A 19,757-nucleotide genomic window follows, 5' to 3' on the forward strand; every position below is an offset into this window, starting at 1 on the left:
AAAAGAGTTAACGGGCCAATCGACCCCGCATCGGACGATCTGGCCGAGGTTGACGTGCTCTGGTAGCGATGGGCTTTGGCGCCCTTGAAGGAACTTTTTGGACATGAACCCGACCATTCGGCCCCTGATCGCCGGCAATTGGAAAATGAACGGCCAGCGTTCTTCGATGACCGAATTTGAGGCCATGCTCGCAGGCGCCCCGGCGGTGGCCGCGAAGGCCGATCTGCTGGTTTGTCCCCCGGCGACGCTGATTGCCGCATTCGCCGCCAAACTGGGAGGCGCGAAGAGCGTGGCGATCGGCGGCCAGGATTGTCATCCCAAGGCTTCCGGCGCCCATACCGGCGATATTTCGGCCGAAATGCTGGCCGATGCCGGCGCCAGCGCGGTGATCGTCGGTCACTCGGAACGGCGCGCCGATCACGGCGAGAGCGATGCGCTGGTGCGCCAGAAGGCGGAAGCGGCCTGGCGCGCGGGGTTAACCGCCATCGTCTGCATCGGCGAGACACAGGGCCAGCGCGATGCGGGGCAAACGCTCGACATTTGCCGGGGCCAGCTGACGGGTTCGCTGCCGGACGGGGCGCGCGCCAGCAATCTGGTGGTGGCTTACGAGCCGATCTGGGCGATCGGCACGGGTCTGACCCCCACGGGTAAAGATGTTGAGCAAATTCATCAGTTTATCCGGGAGACGCTCAGCGCGCGGTTTAATAAAGAGGGCGCCGGGATGCGCATTCTCTACGGTGGCTCGGTCAAACCGTCGAATGCGCGGGAACTCATGGGGGTGGCAAACGTCAACGGCGCCCTGGTCGGCGGGGCGAGCCTGAAGGCCAGCGATTTCCTTGCGATTGCAGCCGGCTGTCCCTAACTCTGGCTAAGGCCGTGCCGGGGGTGACAATGACCCGTGCAATCGTGTAACACGCCGCCCAAATCCATCTCCGTAAGCCGAAAGCGTTGTCGAACAGCTTTGGTTTGCGACGAAAGGCCGAAATGCAGACTGTCATTATCGTAATCCACCTGATGATCGTCGCGACGTTGATCGCGACCGTGCTGCTGCAGAAATCGGAAGGCGGAGGTCTCGGCATGGGCGGAGGCGCCGGCTTCATGTCGAGCCGAGGGACGGCCAATCTTCTGACGCGCACGACGGCCGTGCTCGCAGTGGGCTTCTTCCTGACCAGCCTGTTCTTGTCGTGGCTCGCCAGCTACGACCGCAAGCCGAGCTCGATCCTTCCGCCGACGCAGTCGCAGCCGGCGACCGGTGCGCCAGCCGCGCCGTCAAGCGGAGGCCTGCTGGACTCGTTGAAGAAATCGGACGAACAACAGCAAAACGCGCCGGCACCCTCGGGACCGCAAGCGCCTCGTTCGCAATAAAGCAGGCGGGCCATGCGGCATGGCCCTCTACCACGCTGTATCAGAAGCCTATATCAAGGCACTGATATCTCTTTAATTTTGGCGTCACCCACAGGCCGGGAGAATTTCGCGGCAATGAACCTTTTCGTTTTGGCGAATCGGAGCAGTGGCCTTAAAGGTTAAGTCCCATGGCGCGGTACATCTTCATCACCGGCGGCGTGGTTTCCTCGCTCGGAAAAGGTCTGGCATCGGCGGCTCTTGGCGCGCTGCTGCAGGCGCGTGGCTACAAGGTTCGGCTGCGAAAGCTCGATCCCTATCTCAATCTCGATCCCGGCACGATGTCGCCCTATCAGCACGGCGAAGTGTTTGTGACGGACGACGGCGCCGAGACCGATCTCGATCTCGGCCACTATGAGCGCTTCACGGGGCGTCCGGCGACCAAGGCCGACAGCATCACCACCGGGCGCATCTATCAGGACATCATCACCAAGGAGCGGCGCGGCGATTATCTCGGCGCGACCATCCAGGTGATCCCGCACGTCACCAACGCGATCAAGGATTTCATTCTCGACAGCAACGACGACTTCGATTTCGTGCTGTGCGAGATCGGCGGAACCGTCGGCGACATCGAAGGCCTGCCGTTCTTCGAGGCGATCCGGCAGGTCAAGAACGACTTGCCGCGCGACCACGCGATCTACATTCACCTGACGCTGTTGCCGTTCATTCCAAGCGCGGGCGAACTCAAGACCAAGCCGACCCAGCACTCGGTCAAGGAGCTGCGGTCGATCGGCATCCAGCCCGATATCCTGCTCTGCCGCACCGATCGCCCGATTCCGAAAGAGGAACGTCGCAAGCTCGGCCTGTTCTGCAATGTGCGCGAGAGCGCCGTGATCGAGGCCCGCGACGTCGACAACATCTACGCCGTGCCGGAGGCCTATCATGCCGCCGGCCTCGACGACGAGGTGCTGGCGGCGTTCGGCATTACCTCGAAAATTCCGCCCGCGCTGCAAAGCTGGAACGTCATCAACGAACGGGTCCGAAATCCGGAAGGCCAGGTGACCATCGCCATTGTCGGCAAGTACACCGGCATGAAGGACGCCTATAAGTCGCTGATCGAGGCGCTATCGCACGGTGGCATCGCCAACAAGGTGAAGGTCAACCTCGATTGGATCGAGAGCGAGGTTTTCGAGAACGAGGATCCGGCGCCGTTCCTCGAGCACGTCAACGGCATCCTCGTTCCCGGCGGCTTCGGCCAGCGCGGCGCCGAGGGCAAGATCAAGGCGGCGCAGTTCGCGCGCGAGCGCAACGTGCCGTATTTCGGCATTTGCTTCGGCATGCAGATGGCGGTCATCGAAGCCGTACGCAATCTGGTCGGCATCGCGGATGCCAATTCGACGGAGTTCGGACCGACGTCACAGCCCGTTGTCGGCCTGATGACCGAATGGCTGCGCGGCAATGAGCTGGAAAAGCGGTCGAAGAACGGCGATCTCGGCGGAACGATGCGGCTTGGCGCCTATCCGGCAAGCTTGCGGCGTGGCAGCCGTGTCTCGGCGGTCTATGGCGGCGCCACCGAAATTTCGGAGCGCCATCGTCATCGCTATGAAGTCAATACCGCCTACAAGGACCGGCTCGAGCAGCAGGGATTGCGTTTCTCCGGGCTGTCGCCAGACGGCATCCTGCCGGAGATCGTCGAATACGAGGACCATCCTTGGTTCATCGGCGTGCAATTCCATCCCGAGCTGAAATCCCGGCCATTCGAGCCGCATCCGCTGTTTGCCTCGTTCATCGAGGCGGCGATGGTGCAGTCGCGGCTGGTGTGACCTGCGTCGGCCGCCTTTGACGGCCGCACTGATTGTTGCGAAAAGACGCTCCCCGCCAAAAGCAAGGTCAAAGGGAGTGCTTGATGATCTACGAAACGCGCGTCTACCGCTGTGTGCCGGGCCGATTGCCCGCACTGCTGAAACGCTTTGAAACCATCACGCTGAAACTTTGGGAAAAGCACGGCATTCGTCAGGCCGGGTTTTTCACCACGCTGGTCGGCGAATCCAATCAGGAGTTGACCTATCTGCTCGCATGGGAATCGCTTGCCGAGCGGGAGAAGAAGTGGGCGGCGTTCCAAAGCGACCCGGAGTGGATCGAGGCGCGCGCCAAGACCGAGGCCGATGGCCAGATCGTCGGCAACATCGTCAATCAACTGCTCGTGCCGACCGCGTTCTCGTCGGTGAAGTAACGCGGGCACGGCATACGGTATCACCATGCCCCATGGACTTGATCATATCGTGCATGCGGTGCGCGACGTGGACGCGGCGGCGGAATTCTATCTCCGCGCCGGGTTCATAGTGAGCGGACGCAATCGCCATCCCTGGGGCACGCATAACCGCATCGTGCAGTTGAAGAATTGCTACATCGAAATTCTGGAGGTCGCCGAACCCGATAAGATCGTGCCCCACGGGCCGCGCTTTTTCTCGTTCGGGGCCTTCAGTCAGGAGTTCCTCGCGCGGCACGAGGGCTTTTCGATGTTGCTGCTCAATAGCCGCGATGCCAAAGCCGATGCGCGGGCGTTCGAGGCAAGCGGTATCGGCGCGTTCGACGTGTTCGAGTTCGCGCGCGAAGGGAAAAGGCCCGACGGCAGCACGGTCAAGCTTGCTTTCTCACTGGCTTTTGCGGCTGTGCCGAATTCGCCTGACCTCCGCTTTGCCGCGTGCCAACATCATTATCCCGAAAATTTCTGGAATCCGGCGTTCCAGGCCCACGCCAACGGCGCACAACGCGTTCCCGGCATCGTGTTGATCGCCAATCATCCTGCCCGTCACTGGGATTTTCTCAAGGCGTACACGGGGGACGAAGCTGACTCGCTGGTGGGCGGCATCGTTGCGCTCACCAAGAATGGAGAGATCGAGGTCCTAGAGCCGTCAGCACTCCGCGATCGCTTCGGTGTCTCGGTCACGGCTGAAGGCGAGGGGATCACGCTGAGCGCCATGCGCTTTACTGTTGCGGACCTGGCGGAAACAGAGGCCTTGCACCGGCGAAATGGAGTGGCTGTTCGGCGCCATGGGGAGCGGCTGATTGTGCCGCCGGACGTCGCCTTTGGCGCAACCCTGATATTCGAAGCCGCAAAGCCCTAAAAGTGGGTTGATCGATCAGCCATCGCCCGGCATGGTCGCGGCCAAACAGGACCTGACCATTGAGCGCCACCTCCGCTGCAGAGATCGTTGACGTTGGCCCGGCCAGATTCGGCAATCATTTGCCGATGTCGATCATCGCCGGGCCGTGCCAGCTCGAGAGCCGCGCGCATGGACTCGAAGTGGCGTCTGCGCTGAAGGACATCGCCGATCGCCTCAAGATTGGCCTCGTCTACAAGACCTCCTTCGACAAGGCCAACCGTACTAGCGCGTCAGCCGCACGTGGCATCGGCCTTGCGCAGGCTTTGCCGATCTTCGCCGAAATACGCTCGTCGGTGGGACTGCCGGTGCTGACCGACGTGCATGAAGCCAGCCAATGCGCCGAAGTGGCGCAAGCCGTCGACGTCTTGCAGATCCCGGCCTTCCTGTGCCGGCAAACCGATTTGCTGCTGGCTGCGGCCGCCACTGGAAAGGTCGTCAACGTCAAGAAGGGACAGTTCCTGGCGCCGTGGGACATGGCCAATGTCGTCGCCAAGATCACAGGAAGCGGCAACGCAAAGGTGCTTGTGACCGAGCGCGGCGCCTCGTTCGGCTACAACACGCTGGTGTCCGACATGCGCTCGCTGCCGATCATGGCGCGCACGACCGGTGCGCCCGTGATCTTCGATGCAACCCATTCGGTGCAGCAGCCCGGCGGCAAGGGGACGTCGTCCGGTGGCGAGCGCGAGTTCGTCTCCGTGCTGGCACGGGCAGCCGTTGCGGTCGGCGTCGCCGGCGTCTTCATCGAAACCCATCCGGATCCGGACCATGCGCCATCCGATGGGCCGAACATGGTGCCGCTGCGCGATTTCGAAGGCCTCGTGAAAACCCTGATGGCTTTCGACAAGGTTGCCAAGAACGGCTGAAAAGCATGGCCAATAAGAATGTCTGAGAAGCACGTGACGCGCTGATGCCGGAGATTCCGCCGCGGCCGCATGATCGCATGCCGCCCGCGATCAACATCATCGCGATCGCAACCTTTGCGGCCAGCCTTTCGGCCCGAGCGCTCGATCCGGTGCTGCCGCACATTGCCGGTGAGTTTCAAATCAGCATTGCGACAGCCGCGAGTTTTGCGGCGGTGTTTGCCTTCACCTTTGCTGTGGTTCAGCCGGTGCTGGGCGCGGCTGCCGATCTCTTCGGCAAGGTTCGCCTGATGATCGCCTGCCTGGTCATTCTGGGACTAGCCAACGTCCTCGGCTCCCTGACCACATCCTTTCCGCTTCTGTTTGCCACCCGCATTCTCGCCGGCGTCGGCTCCGGCGGCGTGTTTCCCGTTGCGCTGAGCCTCACCAGCGATCTCGTCGGGCCCGAAAAACGCCAGGTCGCGATCGGCCGCACGCTCGCGGGTTCGATGACCGGTAATCTCTTGGGCGCATCGTTTTCGGGCGTGATCGGCGATTTTCTCGGCTGGCGTGGCGTGCTTGCGATCCTCGGCTGTCTCGTGGTTGCAGCGTCGGTTGCAGTCGCGGCCGGCTTCCGCGGCGCGGCGATTACCCACTCACCCAAAACCAGCCTTAGGGCGCTTCGTCACGGCTATCGTACGATCTTCAGCAACCCGAATGCGCTATGTTACGCCGCGGTCTTCATCGAAGGTTGCTGCGTGCTCGGGCTGTTTCCCTATATCGCGTCGTTTCTGTTCGACCTCGGTGAAACCTCGCTCTCGATCGCCGGCATCGTGATCGCGGGTTTTGCGGTCGGCGGGTTGTTCTACACGATGACGGTCTCGCGCTTTCTGCCGCGGCTTGGCGTCAACGGCATGATGATCTCAGGCGCCGCGCTGGTCGGCCTGCAGCTTGCGGCCATTGCCTTCGGTCCAGGCTGGAAGATCCAGATCGCGTGCCTGCTGTTCATGGGGTGGGGCTTCTACATGATCCACGGCTGCCTGCAGGTCTTTGCAAGCGAGCTGTCGGTGGAGGCCCGCGCCACGGCCTTAGCGCTGCACTCGTTCTTCTTCTTCATGGGCCAGACCGTCGGTCCGATTGCCTACGGCTTCGGCATTCAAACTGCTGGCAAGATGGCGACCCTGCTGACGAGCGCCGCCATCATCACCGCGCTCGGCTTTGCCTGTGCGCGGCTGCTGAGGCCGCGACCGCCGGCCGACGCCGGCAAGACCGCTAGCGGAGCGATCTAAGCAGCGTGTCTTCGGCGCGGCTGATGTGCCGGTCCCGGTGGCGCAGGATGTAGAATGATCGGCGCGGCAGATCGAACCGAACGCGATGCAGGGTTTTGGCCGCGATCGATGGCGCGGCGACCAGATCGGAGACGGCGGTCGCTCCGTCGCCGGCTTCAACTGCCGAGCGCACGGCTTCGTTGGAGGGAAGCTCCAGCGCAATCCGAAGATCAGACAGTTTAAGTCCGTTTTGCCGGAGCGCCGCCTCGAACATCGAACGGGTACCGGACCCCCGTTCGCGCAGTATCCACGGCGTCGCCGGCAAATCCTTGGCGGACACCTTTGTCCGGACGGCCCACGGATGTTTGGCGCCAACGGCGAGGATCAGGCAATCGCCGTCGATCTTGCTGACCGTCAGAAGGCTTTCATCGACGTCGCCTTCGACAATGCCAAGATCTGCGCTGCCCTCGATCACCATCCGCGCGACTTGCTCGGTGTTGGCGATCGCAAGCCGCAGATCAATGCCGGGATAGGCTGCGTGAAATGTCTGGAGTCGCCGGGGTAGCCAGTAATTGCCAACGGTCTGGCTTGCTGCGATGGAAAGCGAGCCGCGCTTCAAGCCGGCGAGGTCATTGAGGACCTGCGTAGCATCCTTGGCGCGCGCGAGCACGGCACGGGCCTCGACAAGGAAATCCTTTCCGGTCTGCGTCAGCGCGATGCCGCGGCCGATGCGATCAAACAGCTTGATGCCGTAACGCGCTTCGAGCGCTGCGATCGCAGCGCTCGTTGCCGATTGGGTGAGGTTCAACTCGCTGGCCGCCCGCGTCACATGCTGTTTTTCCGCGACCGCAACAAAGATGCGAAGCTGTTCGAGGGTCATCGTCGTTATCCAAAAAATTTGATCAAGGCGAAGCTGAAGCTTGCGATGAAGAGGAAAGCCAGCGTACCCAGCAGCGCCGGCCGAACGCCACGGGCGGTGAGCCTGCGGACGTCGGTTTCCAATCCCATCGCCGCCAGCGCGACGGAAAGCAGGAAGGTTGTCACGGCAGCAATCTGAGCCCGTTCCGCAGCCGGGATCGTGATCAGGCTGTTGAGTCCGACCACGGCAACGAAGCCGAGCACGAACCAGGGCATGGGCGGACGCGGCGAGGCGGTTGCGGCCGGGTTGCGTTGGGCTTGGCGGCGGGAGGCCATCCATCCGAGCATGATGACAACGGGCGCCAGCAGCATCACACGTGAGAGTTTGGCGATCGTGCCGAATTCTCCGGCCGCCTTGCCATTTTGGAAAGCTGCCGCGACCACCTGTGCGATCTCGTGAATCGACGCGCCGCTCCATAGTCCGAACGCGTGCGGATCGAGATGCAGCAGCGCGGGCAGAAGTGGGTAGGCGAACATCGCAACCGATCCGAAGATCGTCACGCAGGCGATTGCATAAGCGACGTCCTCGTCATCGCCGTTGGTCACGGTATTGACGGCGATGACAGCCGATGCGCCGCAAATCGAGGTGCCAGCGGCGATCAGTTGCGCGAGCTTGCGCTCGACGCCGAGCAACCTTCCAGTCCAGACCGTGAAGACGAAAGTCGTTGCGAGTGTCGCTGTGATGATGAGGAAATCGCGATGCCCCACGTCAACGATCTGGCTGACGGTGAGTTGGAAGCCAAGCAGAACGATGCCGAAACGGAGCAGACGCCGCATGCTGAAGGCGACGCCTTGTTTGGCGGTCGCAGGCGTGCCGACGAGATTGTGGAAGACCGTGCCGATCATGATCGCCAGGATCAGCGGGCTGAAGGCCGTCATTCCCGGTAGTTGGCGCAAGCCATAGGCTGATGCAGAGACGACGGAGGCCATTAGGAGTCCTGGAAGGATGGCGCGGACGGGTCTGACATACGGCTTGATGAGATCGGCATTGGACGCGATCGACGGTGCGGAATGGGACATGTTGGGCTCCTGAAGTTGCCCAACACATATCGATGCATTCGATCGTTCAATCCAACAGATTATATCGGTAAGATCAATCGATTTTATTGATGTTTTGCTCGGGCGCCGGTGCCAGTCGGCCTACTGCAAAGCCTCGCGAAAAAACGCAATCACCTCGTCAACCGCTACGCGGGTCGGCTCGCCCGGCGCGTCGATCAGATCGCCTGTGAAGACCGAATGCGGAGGTTTTCCGCGCGCCAAAAAGCCTTTTGGATTGCCGGCGCTGTCGGGCAATTCCGTTCCGGCGAAGGCGTCGCCAAACGTGCGGCGCAGCGTTGCAAAGCGCGGCGCCTTGCACAATTCATCGCCGGCGAAACGATAGCCGCGCAGCTTCAACCCCTGTCGCGTCCGGGCCACCACCTGCTCGACATCGGCAGGAGCCATGTCCAGCGCGGCAGGAGAAAGCGCCGGCACGGCGGGTTGGGCGAGAACCGGCGCCAGCACGACCGGATCAAGCGCCATTGACAACGCAAAGCCGCCGGTGACGCACATGCCGATAACGCCTACTCCGGGACTCCCGCACTCCTGTTGCGCAAGGCGCGCCAGCGCACGCAGCCAGTCCGTCACGGGGCTCGATCGGTTGGCGCGCAGGATCGTGAATTCGCGCGAGGTGCAAAGGAAAGCAACCCGTGTATTGGAGGGCTCGTCCGCATTGCCCGCGTCGGGCGTGCCGAACAGGATCGGGGCATAAACGCGAAAACCTGCCTCGCGCACCCAGCGGCAAAAGCGCGCCAGCGTGGGCGTAAAGCCGTAGATTTCGTGGATGACGATGACAGCGGGACCGCGTGTCCCCGTCACCAGCACCGGTTTGGTCTTCTCGAGCAGCTTGATGTCGCGTCTGGTGAAATCGGCGATGTCGGACGTCAATTCCATGTCGCCACCTTGTCGAGCTGTCAGTTCAACAAAACACCATCTGAAGGCTTTTCATCCGCGGCCGCGATAGGACGCAACGCCCTGATCCGGAATCCACATTCCCTTCGGCAATCTGCCGGTCTGCCAGAACACGTCGATCGGAATGCCGCCGCGCGGATACCAGTAACCACCGATCCGGAGCCACTTCGGCTTGATCTCGGCCGCGATGCGTTTGCCGAACATGACAGTGCAATCCTCATGGAAGGCGCCGTGGTTGCGGAAGCTTGCGACATAGAGCTTGAGCGATTTCGATTCCAGCAGCCACTGGCCGGGGACGTAATCAATGACGAGGTGCGCGAAATCGGGCTGGCCAGTGACCGGACATAACGAGGTGAATTCCGGTGCGGTAAATCGCACCACATAATTGGTGTCCTTTTGCGGATTCGGCACGCGGTCGAGGCGGGCCGCCTCGGGCGTCGATGGCCATTCGACGGCGCGTCCGAGCTGCAAGTTGGACGGCAAGGTTGCGGATTTTGGGGGCTTTGATGGCTTCCTGGACATATTCAGTCTCCGTTGCGCACCTTTTAGCCAATTCGCTTTTTCCCGTCACCGCCAACGCAACCTTTTCCGCCGGATTGGCTTGCTGTAGAAGCTGCCCGAACCCTTTAAGCCACCCTTTCTCGAGAGGCACTCATGACCGCCATCGTCGACATCATCGGCCGCGAAATCCTCGACAGCCGCGGCAATCCCACGGTTGAAGTTGACGTCGTGCTGGAAGACGGATCCTACGGCCGTGCCGCCGTGCCGTCCGGCGCCTCGACCGGCGCGCATGAGGCCGTCGAACTGCGCGATGGCGACAAGGCGCGCTATCTCGGCAAGGGCGTGCAAAAGGCGGTCGCGGCCGTCAATGGCGAAATCTTTGACGCGCTCTCTGATATCTCGGTCGAGCAGCAGGTCCAGATCGACCAGATCATGATCGATCTCGACGGCACTGCCAACAAGAGCCGGCTCGGCGCCAATGCGATCCTCGGCGTCTCGCTCGCTTGTGCCAAGGCTGCTGCGGCATCCTTCGACATGCCGCTCTATCGTTATGTCGGCGGCACCTCGGCGCGAACCTTGCCGGTGCCGATGATGAACATCATCAATGGCGGCGTGCACGCTGACAACCCGATCGACTTCCAGGAATTCATGATCATGCCGGTCGGCGCTCCGACCTTTGCCGATGCGCTGCGCTGCGGCTCGGAGATCTTCCACACGCTGCGATCCGAGCTGAAGAAGGCCGGCCACAACACCAATGTCGGCGATGAGGGCGGTTTCGCTCCGAACCTGCCGTCGGCGGATGCGGCGCTCGAGTTCGTCATGGGCGCGATCGGCAAGGCTGGTTACAAGGCAGGCGGTGACGTCATGCTGGCGCTCGACTGCGCGGCGACCGAGTTTTTCAAAGAGGGTGCTTACGTCTATGGCGGCGAAAACAAGTCTCGCTCGCGCTCCGAACAGGCGAGGTATCTCGCCGACCTTGCGTCGCGCTATCCGATCGTTTCGATCGAAGACGGCATGTCGGAAGACGATATGGAGGGCTGGAAGGAATTGACCGATCTGATCGGCGACAAATGCCAGCTCGTCGGCGACGACCTGTTTGTCACCAATGTGACGCGGCTGGCGGATGGCATCAAGAACGGCCGCGCCAATTCCATTCTGGTCAAGGTCAACCAGATCGGGACGCTGACGGAGACGCTCTCGGCGGTCGAGATGGCCTACAAGGCCGGCTACACCGCCGTGATGTCGCATCGGTCCGGCGAGACCGAGGATTCCACGATCTCCGACCTCGCGGTCGCCACCAATTGCGGACAGATCAAGACCGGCTCGCTGGCGCGCTCGGACCGCACCGCCAAGTACAATCAATTGCTGCGGATCGAGCAGGAACTGGGCAATCAGGCGAAATATGCGGGGCGTGCGGCCCTCAAGGCGCTGGCCTGAAGCAAACAGACGCAACCAAAGGGCTTGCGTTTCCTGGCCAGCGCGGGATCATCGGCGCAACAGACATTAACGGGAGGACGTCATGAGCGCCGATGGCAAAAGCGGGCTGCAACTTCGCTCGCTGATCAAGAAGAGCGGCGAGCTCGAGATTTCGCTGGTCGAAATTCCAACACCGGAGCCGGCGACCGACGAGGTCGTGGTGCGGGTCGAGGCAACGCCGATCAATCCGTCCGACCTCGGCCTGCTGGTCGGTGCAGCCGATATGAGCACTGCGAAAGCGGCCGGCACCAAAGACGCGCCGGTCATCAGGGCGCGCGTGCCCGACGCGGCCATGCGGGCGATGGCAGGAAGGCTCGACCAATCCATGCCGGTCGGTAACGAGGGCGCCGGCGTCGTCATCAGGACCGGATCGTCGGAAAGCGCCAAGGCGCTTTTGGGCAAGACCGTCTCGATGATCGGCGGCGCGATGTACTCGCAATACCGAACGATCAAGGCAGGCGATTGCATGCCGCTTCCGGAAGGCACCACGGCGGCAGACGGCGCTTCCTGGTTCGTCAATCCGCTGACCGCGCTCGGCATGGTCGAAACGATGCGGCGCGAGGGTCACAAGGCGTTGGTGCACACGGCCGCCGCTTCCAATCTCGGCCAGATGCTCAACAAGATCTGCCTCAAGGACGGTGTCGATTTGGTCAATATCGTTCGCAGCTCCGAGCAGGCCGACATCCTGCGCAAGATCGGCGCGAAATACGTCGTCGACTCCAAGTCGCCGACGTTCATGAACGATCTGACCGAGGCGCTCTCCGAAACCGGTGCGACCATCGCCTTTGACGCGATTGGCGGCGGCAAGCTTGCGGGACAAATCCTCACCTGCATGGAAGCGGCGATCAACAAGACCGCCAAGGTCTACAGCCGCTATGGCTCCAACGTGCACAAGCAGGTTTATATTTACGGCATGCTCGATCCGGGCCCGACCGAACTGACCCGGTCGTTCGGAATGATTTGGGGCGTCGGCGGCTGGCTGCTGTTTCCGTTCCTGATGAAGATCGGTCCGGCCGATGGCATGAAGCTTCGCCAGCGCGTGGCTTCGGAGCTCAAGACTACATTTGCGAGCCACTACACGCAGGTCGTCTCCTTGCAGGAGGCGCTGCAGCTCTCTCATCTTGCGGTCTATGGCAAGCGCGCAACCGGTGAGAAGTACCTGATCAACCCCAGCAAGGGTTGATTGCGTTCGAGTGAATTGAACAGGAAATCAAGGAGTTATCGGGGAGTATTTTCAAACAGGGGGAGACGTTCATGTCCACGGATCTGAAATACCTAGCCTTTACAGCCATCCTGACGGCGTCGTTATGGATTCCCTACATCGCATGCCAGGTCATGACCAACGGCAACCTGTCGCCACAGGAATACATTGACCCGACGCCGCGGAAGGTCCCGTTGTGGGGCATGCGGGCGAGCCGCGCGCACCTGAATGCGGTCGAGGCCTTCGCGCCGTTCGCTGCGCTGGTAATCATCATTCACCTCGCGGGCAAGGCCAATGCCACGACGGCCTTTTGGTCGATGGTCTTCTTCTGGGCTCGCTTGGTTCACGCCGTCGTCTTTTGGTTCGGCATTCCCTATCTCCGGACGCTGAGCTTCACGGTGGGCTATATCGCGATCCTCGGCCTGTTCTGGCAGCTTCTGTAGCAGCCGATCTCGCAAGGGTCTCACAAGGGTCGTTGAAGCCGGGTTGTCTGCGCAGCCCGGTCTAAAGTCGTACCCGGGTACGTCAAATTGACTTGCCTTTGCTCGGCGAGGAGGGAACATTCGCGGCCGCAATTGCCACCGAAAATCATGAAAACAAAGTCTTAGAGGGGAAGCCCATGAATGAACTGAACCGCCGTGATCTGTTGGCCGGAGCCGCCGCAATCGGCGCCGCTTCCGTCCTTCCGCTCGCCTCACAGCAAGCCAAGGCCGCCGCGCCTGCGGCTGCCACGCAGGCGCCTGGGTTCTATCGCTACAAGGTCGGCAGCATCGAATGCACCTCGATCAACGATGGCGCGCGCACGTTCCCGCTGCCTGACACATGGGTGACCAATGTCAGCAAGGACCAGGCGATCGCTGCTGCGGAAGCCGCTTACATGCCAAAGGGCATGGTGACGGTGCCATTCAATCCGCAGCTCATCAACACAGGCGGCAAGCTGGTCCTGCTCGACTGCGGCAACGGCATCTCGGCCTTTGACGCCACCAAGGGTCAGGCAGGCCGCCTGATGCAAAATCTCGCGGCGGCCGGTGTCGATCCCAAGAGCATCGATATTGTCCTGATGTCTCACTTGCACCCGGACCACACCAATGGCATCCGCGCCGCCGACAATTCAATGGCGTTCCCGAATGCCGAGATCATGGTGCCGGCGAAGGACTGGGATTTCTGGACGAGCGAGGAGAACGCCGCCAAAGCCGAATCCAACCAGATGATGAAGAACTACTTCGCCAACGTGAAAAAGATCTACACCGGCATCGAAAAGAAGGTGACGAAGTACGATTGGGACAAGGAAGTCGTGCCGGGTCTCACGTCGATCGCTACGCCCGGCCATACGCCGGGACACACTTCGTTCGCGTTGGCCTCGGGCGGTTCGAAGATCCTGATCTCGGCGGACGTGACCAATATTCCCGAATTCTTCCTGCGCAACCCGGATTGGCACGTCGCCTATGACGCCGATCCGGATATGGCGCAAAAGACCCGTCACAAGTTCTATGACATGGCTGTGGCAGAGAAGGCGACAGTGGTCGGCTTCCACTTCCCGTTCCCCGCGGTCGGTCACGTCGAGAAGGATGGCAACGGCTATCGGCTCGTTCCGGTCGCCTTCAATCCGGTTCTCTGAGCGGATTTTCCTGAAGTCTGGCAACCAGGCCGCTCTAAAACGCGGCCTGGTTTTTTGTTCGGAAACGAATTCTTGAACGAGTTGGTTCGATCCGCCTATTTCATGCACTTGCATCTTTTGCGAACCACGCTAGGTTGGCGGCGAAATCGCCCACCGCGTCGCCCATTCCGAAGGAAAGCACATGTCCAGTCCGCACCACGTCCTCGTCATCGTCGGCAGCCTCCGCAAGGAGAGTTTTTCGCTCAAGATCGCCAATGCGCTGGCCAAGCTCGCGCCACCGACGCTGAAGCTCGAGGTCGTCACGCCGCACGGCATTTCGTTTTTCAACCAGGACCTGGAAGCCAACCCGCCGGCCGACTGGCTGGCGTTCCGCGAGAAGATTCAGAAGTCGGATGGCGTGATCTTTGTGACGCCCGAATATAACCGCGCCATTCCCGGCGTGCTCAAGAACGCCATCGATGTCGCCTCGCGGCCCTACGGCAAGAGCTCGTTCCTCGGCAAGCCGACCGGCATCGTCAGCAACTCGCCGGGGCCGCTGGGCGGCGTCAATGCAGCCAAGAGCTTGCAGAACATCCTGCCGGGCATTTCCGGTACGATCATGGGCCAGCCCGAGACCTATCTGAACGCCGTGGGCGACGCCTTCGACGAGAAGGGCAACCTCACCAAGGAATCCCTGCAAAAGGTGCTTCAGCAATACATCGACGCCTTCGCAGCCTTCGTCCAGAAACAGAGCGCATAGGGTTTCGCAACCGTTCAGGATTTCAAGGGAGTGCTTAGCACTCCTTTAACCCGGCAGGCGCATGTTCCCGGTGGAGTGGATTTGACATTCGCAACCCGCCGGCCGCGGGTTCGTACGCGAACGTCAAATCCGAAACTCCACTGGAATCCCATATTTGCTGGTGGCCCCTTGATTCTAACATTCGCAAAGGTGGTCGCTGCGAGGGAATGCGAATGTTAGAATCGGGCCACTAAGCCATGGTTTCCCGCAGGCGCCTCAAATCATTTCTCACCGGTGTTGCCCTCTATACGATGGCCGCGGGAATGATTGGCTACTTCGGCGTCAACGCCTATACCGGAAAATATGGGCTGAATGCGCGCCAGGAGCTCGATCAGGAAATCATCGCGCTGACGGCCGAACTGGCGCGTCTGAAAAAAGAGCGCAGTGAGGGCGAACAGCGCGTCTCGCTGCTCCGATCCGACCGGCTTGATCCGGACATGCTCGACGAGCGCGCGCGCTACCAGCTCGACTATGTCAACCCGCACGACCTCGTTCGGATGACCAATCCGAACTAGTGCCCACTTTTCGAAGTTCGTGCTCCATCGCAGCACCCACCGTCACGAACTTCGAAAAGTCATGGGCTACTCAACTTATTGATTCTAGTACGTACCGCTCTATCGATCTGAAGTCCCTGATCGAGTTCGCCGCTTGTGGTGCAGGGACTTCAGATCGGCGATACTAGTGGCGTAACGAATGCCACTGGTCGTCAAATTACAAATTCGCACCGAATAGATTTCGAAAATGTCGTGCCGCATTGCACTGCGGCATGGCGCGGCATTTCCGGCTTGCAAATCCTTTCATGGCGGTTTGAGTTGGGCTAGAGAAAACAAATTCGCCTCTCTTCAATCCGGAAACGCCATGGCAACTCCCAAAAAAAGCGCCGCAAATGAAACCGTTCAAGAGAAGGGAGCGCCGCCTGCCTTCACGAGGGAACAGGAGCTAAAGGCGCTGCGGGATATGCTGCTGATCCGCCGGTTCGAGGAGAAGGCCGGCCAGCTCTACGGCATGGGTGCGATCGGCGGATTCTGCCATCTCTATATCGGCCAGGAAGCGGTCGTCGTCGGCATGCAGATGGCTCTGAAAAAGGGCGATCAAGTCATAACGGGATACCGCGATCACGGGCACATGCTTGCCTGCGGGATGGATGCCAAGGGCGTGATGGCCGAGTTGACCGGACGCCGCGGCGGCTATTCCAAAGGCAAGGGCGGCTCGATGCACATGTTCTCCAAGGCCGAGAATTTCTACGGCGGCCATGGCATCGTCGGCGCGCAGGTCTCGCTTGGCACGGGGCTAGCTTTCGCTAACCATTATCGCGGCAATGATTTTGTCAGCCTGGCCTATTTCGGCGACGGCGCCTCCAATCAGGGCCAGGTTTATGAGAGCTTCAACATGGCGGAGCTCTGGAAACTTCCGGTGATCTACGTCATCGAGAACAACCGCTATGCCATGGGCACCTCGGTGGTACGCTCTTCGGCCCAGACCGATTTCTCCAAGCGCGGCGCCTCCTTCAACATTCCCGGCGACCAGGTCGACGGCATGGATGTCCGCGCCGTGAAGGCCGCAGCCGACAGGGCGGTCGCGTGGTGCCGCGCCGGCAAAGGGCCCTACATCCTGGAAATGCAGACCTATCGCTACCGCGGACATTCGATGTCGGATCCGGCGAAGTACCGCACCCGCGAGGAAGTGGAGAAGATCCGCCACGATCAGGATCCGATCGAACAAGTCCGCAACCGTTTGCTAACCGCAAAAATGAGCGAGGACGAGCTGAAGAAGATCGACGCCGAGGTTCGCGAGATCGTCAACGCTGCTGCCGACTTCGCGCAGCACGATCCCGAGCCCGATGTGTCCGAGCTCTATACCGACGTCTATCGATAAGCGTTCGCAGCACTGGATGTGCGCTCTAAAACTGACTTCGTGGAGTTGATATGCCCATTCAAGTTCTCATGCCTGCGCTCTCGCCGACGATGGAGAAAGGCAACCTCGCCAAGTGGCTAAAAAAGGAAGGTGAGACGATCAAGTCGGGCGATGTGATCGCCGAGATCGAAACCGACAAGGCGACGATGGAAGTCGAGGCGACCGACGAAGGCACGCTCGGCAAGATCCTGATTCCGGAAGGCACGGCCGACGTTGCCGTCAACACGCCGATCGCGACCATTCTGGCCGACGGCGAAAGCGCGGCCGATCTCGCCAAGGCGCCTGCGCCCAAGCCAGCGCCGGCTGCGGCTGCACCGGCTGCCGAGGCGAAATCGGCTCCAGCTCCGAAAGAAGACCACGCACCGGTTGCGCCGAGCGCCGTTGCTCCGCCCGACCCGGAAATCCCGGCCGGCACCGAGATGATCACCCAGACCATCCGCGATGCGTTGCGCGATGCGATGGCGGAAGAAATGCGCCGGGATCCGGACGTGTTTCTGATGGGCGAGGAAGTCGCCGAATACCAGGGCGCCTACAAAGTCAGCCAGGGGCTGTTGCAGGAGTTCACGGCCCGTCGCGTGATCGACACGCCGATCACCGAGCACGGCTTTGCCGGCATCGGCGTCGGCGCGGCCATGACGGGCTTAAAGCCGATCGTCGAGTTCATGACCTTCAACTTCGCCATGCAGGCGATCGACCAGATCATCAATTCGGCGGCGAAGACGCTCTATATGTCGGGTGGCCAGATGGGCTGCTCGATCGTGTTCCGCGGCCCCAATGGCGCGGCGGCCCGCGTCGCCGCCCAGCACAGCCAGGACTACGCCGCCTGGTACTCACAGGTTCCCGGTCTGAAGGTGATCGCGCCGTACTCAGCCGCCGATTACAAGGGCCTCCTGAAGGCTGCGATCCGCGATCCCAATCCGGTGATTTTCCTCGAGAACGAGGTGCTTTACGGCCACACCGGCGAAGTGCCGAAGCTCGATGACTATGTGATTCCGATCGGCAAGGCGCGCGTAGCGCGAAATGGCAGCCACGTGACCATCATCTCATGGTCCATGGGCATGTCCTATGCTTTGAAGGCCGCCGACGAACTCGCCAAGGAAGGCATCGAGGCTGAGATCGTCGACCTCCGGACCATTCGTCCGATGGATACCGAGACGATCATTGCGTCGGTGAAGAAGACCGGGCGCGCGGTGACGGTGGAGGAAGGTTGGCAGCAGAGCGGTGTCGGCGCTGAAGTCGCGGCGCGCATCATGGAGCACGCCTTCGACTACCTGGATGCGCCGGTCGCGCGCGTCTCGGGCAAGGATGTGCCGATGCCTTACGCGGCCAATCTCGAGAAACTCGCGCTGCCCTCGGTCGCCGAAGTGGTCGCGGCCGCCAAAGCCGTTTGTTATCGCTGACTCGAAGCGAGGCTCAAGCACATGCCAATCAATATTCTGATGCCCGCACTGTCGCCGACGATGGAGAAGGGCAACCTCGCCAAGTGGCTCAAGAAGGAAGGCGACAAGGTCAAATCCGGCGACGTGATCGCCGAAATCGAAACCGACAAGGCGACCATGGAGGTCGAGGCGGTCGACGAGGGCACGATCGCGAAAATCCTTGTGCCTGAAGGCACGCAGGACGTCCCCGTCAACGACGTCATCGCGGTTCTCGCCGGCGACGGCGAGGATGTGAAGGCTGCCGGCGCATCTGCCGGGGCAAAACCAGCGGCAGCACCGCCGCCGCCAAAGCCCGCAGCACCGGCTCCTGCGACAGCAGCCGCACCTGCGGCTGCACCAGCGCCTCAACCCGTCGCGGCGCCTGCGCCACCGGCAGCTTCGCCTGCGCCGCAGGCCGTATCTTCGCAGGTCAATGGCCATGCGCGCACCTTCTCGTCTCCGCTGGCGCGGCGTCTCGCCAAGGAAGCCGGCATCGAGATCGGGCGCATCACTGGCACTGGTCCCCACGGCCGCGTCATTGCGCGCGACGTGGCCGAGGCGAAGTCGGGCAAGGGGCTGAAGGCTCCGGCCGCAGCGCCAGGCGCAGGGCCCGCGCTCGCGCCTTCGATGTCGGACAAGCAAATCCTCGCGCTGTTCGAACCCGGCTCTTACGAGATCGTGCCGCATGACGGCATGCGCCGCACGATTGCGCAGCGTCTGACCGCCGCGGTGCAGACTGTTCCGACATTTTATCTCACGATCGACTGCGAGATCGGCAAGCTGCTTGCTGCGCGCGAGGAGATCAACGCTTCCGCGCCGAAGGACAAGGAAAAGAAGCCGCTCTACAAGCTCTCGGTCAACGACTTCGTCATCAAGGCAATGGCGGTCGCGCTGCAGAAGATCCCCAATTGCAATGTGAGCTGGACCGAAAGCGGCATGGTCAAGCACAAGCATTCGGACATTGGCGTTGCGGTAGCGATGCCGGGCGGCCTGATCACGCCAATCATCCGCAAGGCCGAAACCAAGACGCTGTCGGCGATCTCGAACGAGATGAAGGATTTCGCCGCCCGCGCCCGCGCGCGCAAGCTGAAGCCCGAGGAATATCAGGGCGGCACGACGGCCGTCTCCAATCTCGGCATGTACGGCATCAGCCACTTCACCGCCGTGATCAACCCGCCGCACGCGACGATCCTTGCGGTCGGTACCAGCGAGGAACGTCCCGTCGTGCGTGGCGGCAAGATTGAAATCGCGCAGATGATGAGCGTGACGCTCTCGTGCGATCACCGCGCGATTGACGGCGCGCTTGGCGCAGAACTGATCGGCGCGTTCAAGGCGCTGATCGAAAATCCTGTGATGATGATGGTGTGA

Annotated in this window: 20 protein-coding genes; 16 read left to right on the plus strand and 4 right to left on the minus strand. The window is 61.4% G+C overall.

Features of this window, described 5'->3' with window-relative positions; all coding sequences use genetic code 11:
• Window positions 1–103: 103 nt before the first annotated feature.
• The 7 genes from tpiA (at window position 104) to VFB05_RS30065 (ending at window position 6,636) form a co-directional block, all read left to right on the plus strand.
• Entirely contained in the window at window positions 104–862 is a 759-nt protein-coding gene (gene tpiA, locus VFB05_RS30035; protein ID WP_325019523.1) for a triose-phosphate isomerase, read from the plus strand.
• Window positions 863–984: 122 nt separating this feature from the next.
• The gene (gene secG / locus VFB05_RS30040; RefSeq protein ID WP_325019405.1) at window positions 985–1,365 is read left to right on the plus strand and encodes a preprotein translocase subunit SecG; all 381 of its coding nucleotides are present in this window, start codon (window positions 985–987) and stop codon (window positions 1,363–1,365) included.
• 167 nt (window positions 1,366–1,532) lie between these two features.
• A complete protein-coding gene (locus VFB05_RS30045; protein WP_325019408.1) occupies window positions 1,533–3,164 on the plus strand; it encodes a CTP synthase in 1,632 nt (543 codons plus the stop codon).
• Between the two features lie 83 nt (window positions 3,165–3,247).
• Window positions 3,248–3,574: an NIPSNAP family protein gene (locus VFB05_RS30050; RefSeq protein ID WP_325019410.1), complete on the plus strand. Its 327-nt coding sequence runs from the start codon at window positions 3,248–3,250 to the stop codon at window positions 3,572–3,574.
• Window positions 3,575–3,623: 49 nt separating this feature from the next.
• On the plus strand, window positions 3,624–4,469 hold the full coding sequence (locus tag VFB05_RS30055; RefSeq protein ID WP_325019412.1) for a VOC family protein: 846 nt from the start codon (window positions 3,624–3,626) through the stop codon (window positions 4,467–4,469).
• Between the two features lie 59 nt (window positions 4,470–4,528).
• A complete protein-coding gene (gene kdsA / locus VFB05_RS30060; protein ID WP_325019415.1) occupies window positions 4,529–5,371 on the plus strand; it encodes a 3-deoxy-8-phosphooctulonate synthase in 843 nt (280 codons plus the stop codon).
• A 44-nt stretch (window positions 5,372–5,415) separates the two neighbouring features.
• Complete coding sequence (locus tag VFB05_RS30065) at window positions 5,416–6,636, plus strand: MFS transporter (protein WP_325019417.1); 1,221 nt, start codon at window positions 5,416–5,418, stop codon at window positions 6,634–6,636.
• Here the strand turns inward: VFB05_RS30065 and VFB05_RS30070 are convergent.
• From VFB05_RS30070 to queF, 4 genes are all read right to left on the minus strand, one after another.
• Window positions 6,620–7,495, minus strand: coding sequence for a LysR family transcriptional regulator (locus VFB05_RS30070; protein ID WP_325019419.1), 876 nt, complete (start codon window positions 7,493–7,495; stop codon window positions 6,620–6,622). The two genes, VFB05_RS30065 and VFB05_RS30070, sit on opposite strands and share 17 nt — an antisense overlap.
• Before the next feature lie 5 nt (window positions 7,496–7,500).
• Window positions 7,501–8,553, minus strand: a complete 1,053-nt coding sequence (locus VFB05_RS30075; RefSeq protein WP_325019421.1) for a YeiH family protein — start codon at window positions 8,551–8,553, stop codon at window positions 7,501–7,503.
• A 120-nt stretch (window positions 8,554–8,673) separates the two neighbouring features.
• Window positions 8,674–9,465, minus strand: a complete 792-nt coding sequence (locus VFB05_RS30080; protein WP_325019423.1) for a dienelactone hydrolase family protein — start codon at window positions 9,463–9,465, stop codon at window positions 8,674–8,676.
• A 51-nt stretch (window positions 9,466–9,516) separates the two neighbouring features.
• A complete protein-coding gene (gene queF / locus VFB05_RS30085; RefSeq protein ID WP_325019425.1) occupies window positions 9,517–10,005 on the minus strand; it encodes a preQ(1) synthase in 489 nt (162 codons plus the stop codon).
• A gap of 132 nt (window positions 10,006–10,137) precedes the next feature.
• Here queF and eno point away from each other — a divergent pair, with 132 nt between their 5' ends.
• From eno to VFB05_RS30130, 9 genes are all read left to right on the plus strand, one after another.
• Complete coding sequence (eno, locus tag VFB05_RS30090) at window positions 10,138–11,421, plus strand: phosphopyruvate hydratase (RefSeq protein ID WP_325019427.1); 1,284 nt, start codon at window positions 10,138–10,140, stop codon at window positions 11,419–11,421.
• Window positions 11,422–11,503: 82 nt separating this feature from the next.
• Window positions 11,504–12,643 (plus strand): zinc-binding dehydrogenase, encoded by a 1,140-nt coding sequence (locus VFB05_RS30095; RefSeq protein WP_325019428.1) that lies wholly within the window; start codon window positions 11,504–11,506, stop codon window positions 12,641–12,643.
• Between the two features lie 71 nt (window positions 12,644–12,714).
• Window positions 12,715–13,104, plus strand: a complete 390-nt coding sequence (locus tag VFB05_RS30100; protein WP_325019430.1) for an MAPEG family protein — start codon at window positions 12,715–12,717, stop codon at window positions 13,102–13,104.
• A gap of 176 nt (window positions 13,105–13,280) precedes the next feature.
• On the plus strand, window positions 13,281–14,279 hold the full coding sequence (locus VFB05_RS30105) for an MBL fold metallo-hydrolase (protein WP_325019432.1): 999 nt from the start codon (window positions 13,281–13,283) through the stop codon (window positions 14,277–14,279).
• Between the two features lie 181 nt (window positions 14,280–14,460).
• Window positions 14,461–15,018, plus strand: coding sequence for an NADPH-dependent FMN reductase (locus tag VFB05_RS30110; protein ID WP_325019434.1), 558 nt, complete (start codon window positions 14,461–14,463; stop codon window positions 15,016–15,018).
• 236 nt (window positions 15,019–15,254) lie between these two features.
• A complete protein-coding gene (locus VFB05_RS30115; protein ID WP_325019437.1) occupies window positions 15,255–15,572 on the plus strand; it encodes a septum formation initiator family protein in 318 nt (105 codons plus the stop codon).
• Window positions 15,573–15,915: 343 nt separating this feature from the next.
• Entirely contained in the window at window positions 15,916–16,932 is a 1,017-nt protein-coding gene (gene pdhA, locus VFB05_RS30120; protein WP_325019439.1) for a pyruvate dehydrogenase (acetyl-transferring) E1 component subunit alpha, read from the plus strand.
• Between the two features lie 50 nt (window positions 16,933–16,982).
• Window positions 16,983–18,371, plus strand: a complete 1,389-nt coding sequence (locus tag VFB05_RS30125; protein ID WP_325019441.1) for a pyruvate dehydrogenase complex E1 component subunit beta — start codon at window positions 16,983–16,985, stop codon at window positions 18,369–18,371.
• 21 nt (window positions 18,372–18,392) lie between these two features.
• On the plus strand, window positions 18,393–19,757 hold the full coding sequence (locus tag VFB05_RS30130; RefSeq protein ID WP_325019443.1) for a pyruvate dehydrogenase complex dihydrolipoamide acetyltransferase: 1,365 nt from the start codon (window positions 18,393–18,395) through the stop codon (window positions 19,755–19,757).

Source organism: Bradyrhizobium sp. (assembly GCF_035652035.1).
GTDB lineage: Bacteria > Pseudomonadota > Alphaproteobacteria > Rhizobiales > Xanthobacteraceae > Bradyrhizobium.

Bases quoted from the DNA above. Each gene is read 5' to 3' on its own strand.
- VFB05_RS30105 (WP_325019432.1), top strand. From the start codon at position 13,281: ATGAATGAACTGAACCGCCGTGATCTGTTGGCCGGAGCCGCCGCAATC.
- queF (WP_325019425.1), bottom strand. From the start codon at position 10,005: ATGTCCAGGAAGCCATCAAAGCCCCCAAAATCCGCAACCTTGCCGTCC.
- secG (WP_325019405.1), top strand. From the start codon at position 985: ATGCAGACTGTCATTATCGTAATCCACCTGATGATCGTCGCGACGTTG.
- VFB05_RS30115 (WP_325019437.1), top strand. From the start codon at position 15,255: ATGGTTTCCCGCAGGCGCCTCAAATCATTTCTCACCGGTGTTGCCCTC.
- VFB05_RS30075 (WP_325019421.1), bottom strand. From the start codon at position 8,553: ATGTCCCATTCCGCACCGTCGATCGCGTCCAATGCCGATCTCATCAAG.
- pdhA (WP_325019439.1), top strand. From the start codon at position 15,916: ATGGCAACTCCCAAAAAAAGCGCCGCAAATGAAACCGTTCAAGAGAAG.
- VFB05_RS30045 (WP_325019408.1), top strand. From the start codon at position 1,533: ATGGCGCGGTACATCTTCATCACCGGCGGCGTGGTTTCCTCGCTCGGA.
- VFB05_RS30110 (WP_325019434.1), top strand. From the start codon at position 14,461: ATGTCCAGTCCGCACCACGTCCTCGTCATCGTCGGCAGCCTCCGCAAG.
- tpiA (WP_325019523.1), top strand. From the start codon at position 104: ATGAACCCGACCATTCGGCCCCTGATCGCCGGCAATTGGAAAATGAAC.
- VFB05_RS30125 (WP_325019441.1), top strand. From the start codon at position 16,983: ATGCCCATTCAAGTTCTCATGCCTGCGCTCTCGCCGACGATGGAGAAA.
- VFB05_RS30050 (WP_325019410.1), top strand. From the start codon at position 3,248: ATGATCTACGAAACGCGCGTCTACCGCTGTGTGCCGGGCCGATTGCCC.
- VFB05_RS30095 (WP_325019428.1), top strand. From the start codon at position 11,504: ATGAGCGCCGATGGCAAAAGCGGGCTGCAACTTCGCTCGCTGATCAAG.
- VFB05_RS30065 (WP_325019417.1), top strand. From the start codon at position 5,416: ATGCCGGAGATTCCGCCGCGGCCGCATGATCGCATGCCGCCCGCGATC.
- eno (WP_325019427.1), top strand. From the start codon at position 10,138: ATGACCGCCATCGTCGACATCATCGGCCGCGAAATCCTCGACAGCCGC.
- VFB05_RS30070 (WP_325019419.1), bottom strand. From the start codon at position 7,495: ATGACCCTCGAACAGCTTCGCATCTTTGTTGCGGTCGCGGAAAAACAG.
- VFB05_RS30130 (WP_325019443.1), top strand. From the start codon at position 18,393: ATGCCAATCAATATTCTGATGCCCGCACTGTCGCCGACGATGGAGAAG.
- VFB05_RS30100 (WP_325019430.1), top strand. From the start codon at position 12,715: ATGTCCACGGATCTGAAATACCTAGCCTTTACAGCCATCCTGACGGCG.
- VFB05_RS30080 (WP_325019423.1), bottom strand. From the start codon at position 9,465: ATGGAATTGACGTCCGACATCGCCGATTTCACCAGACGCGACATCAAG.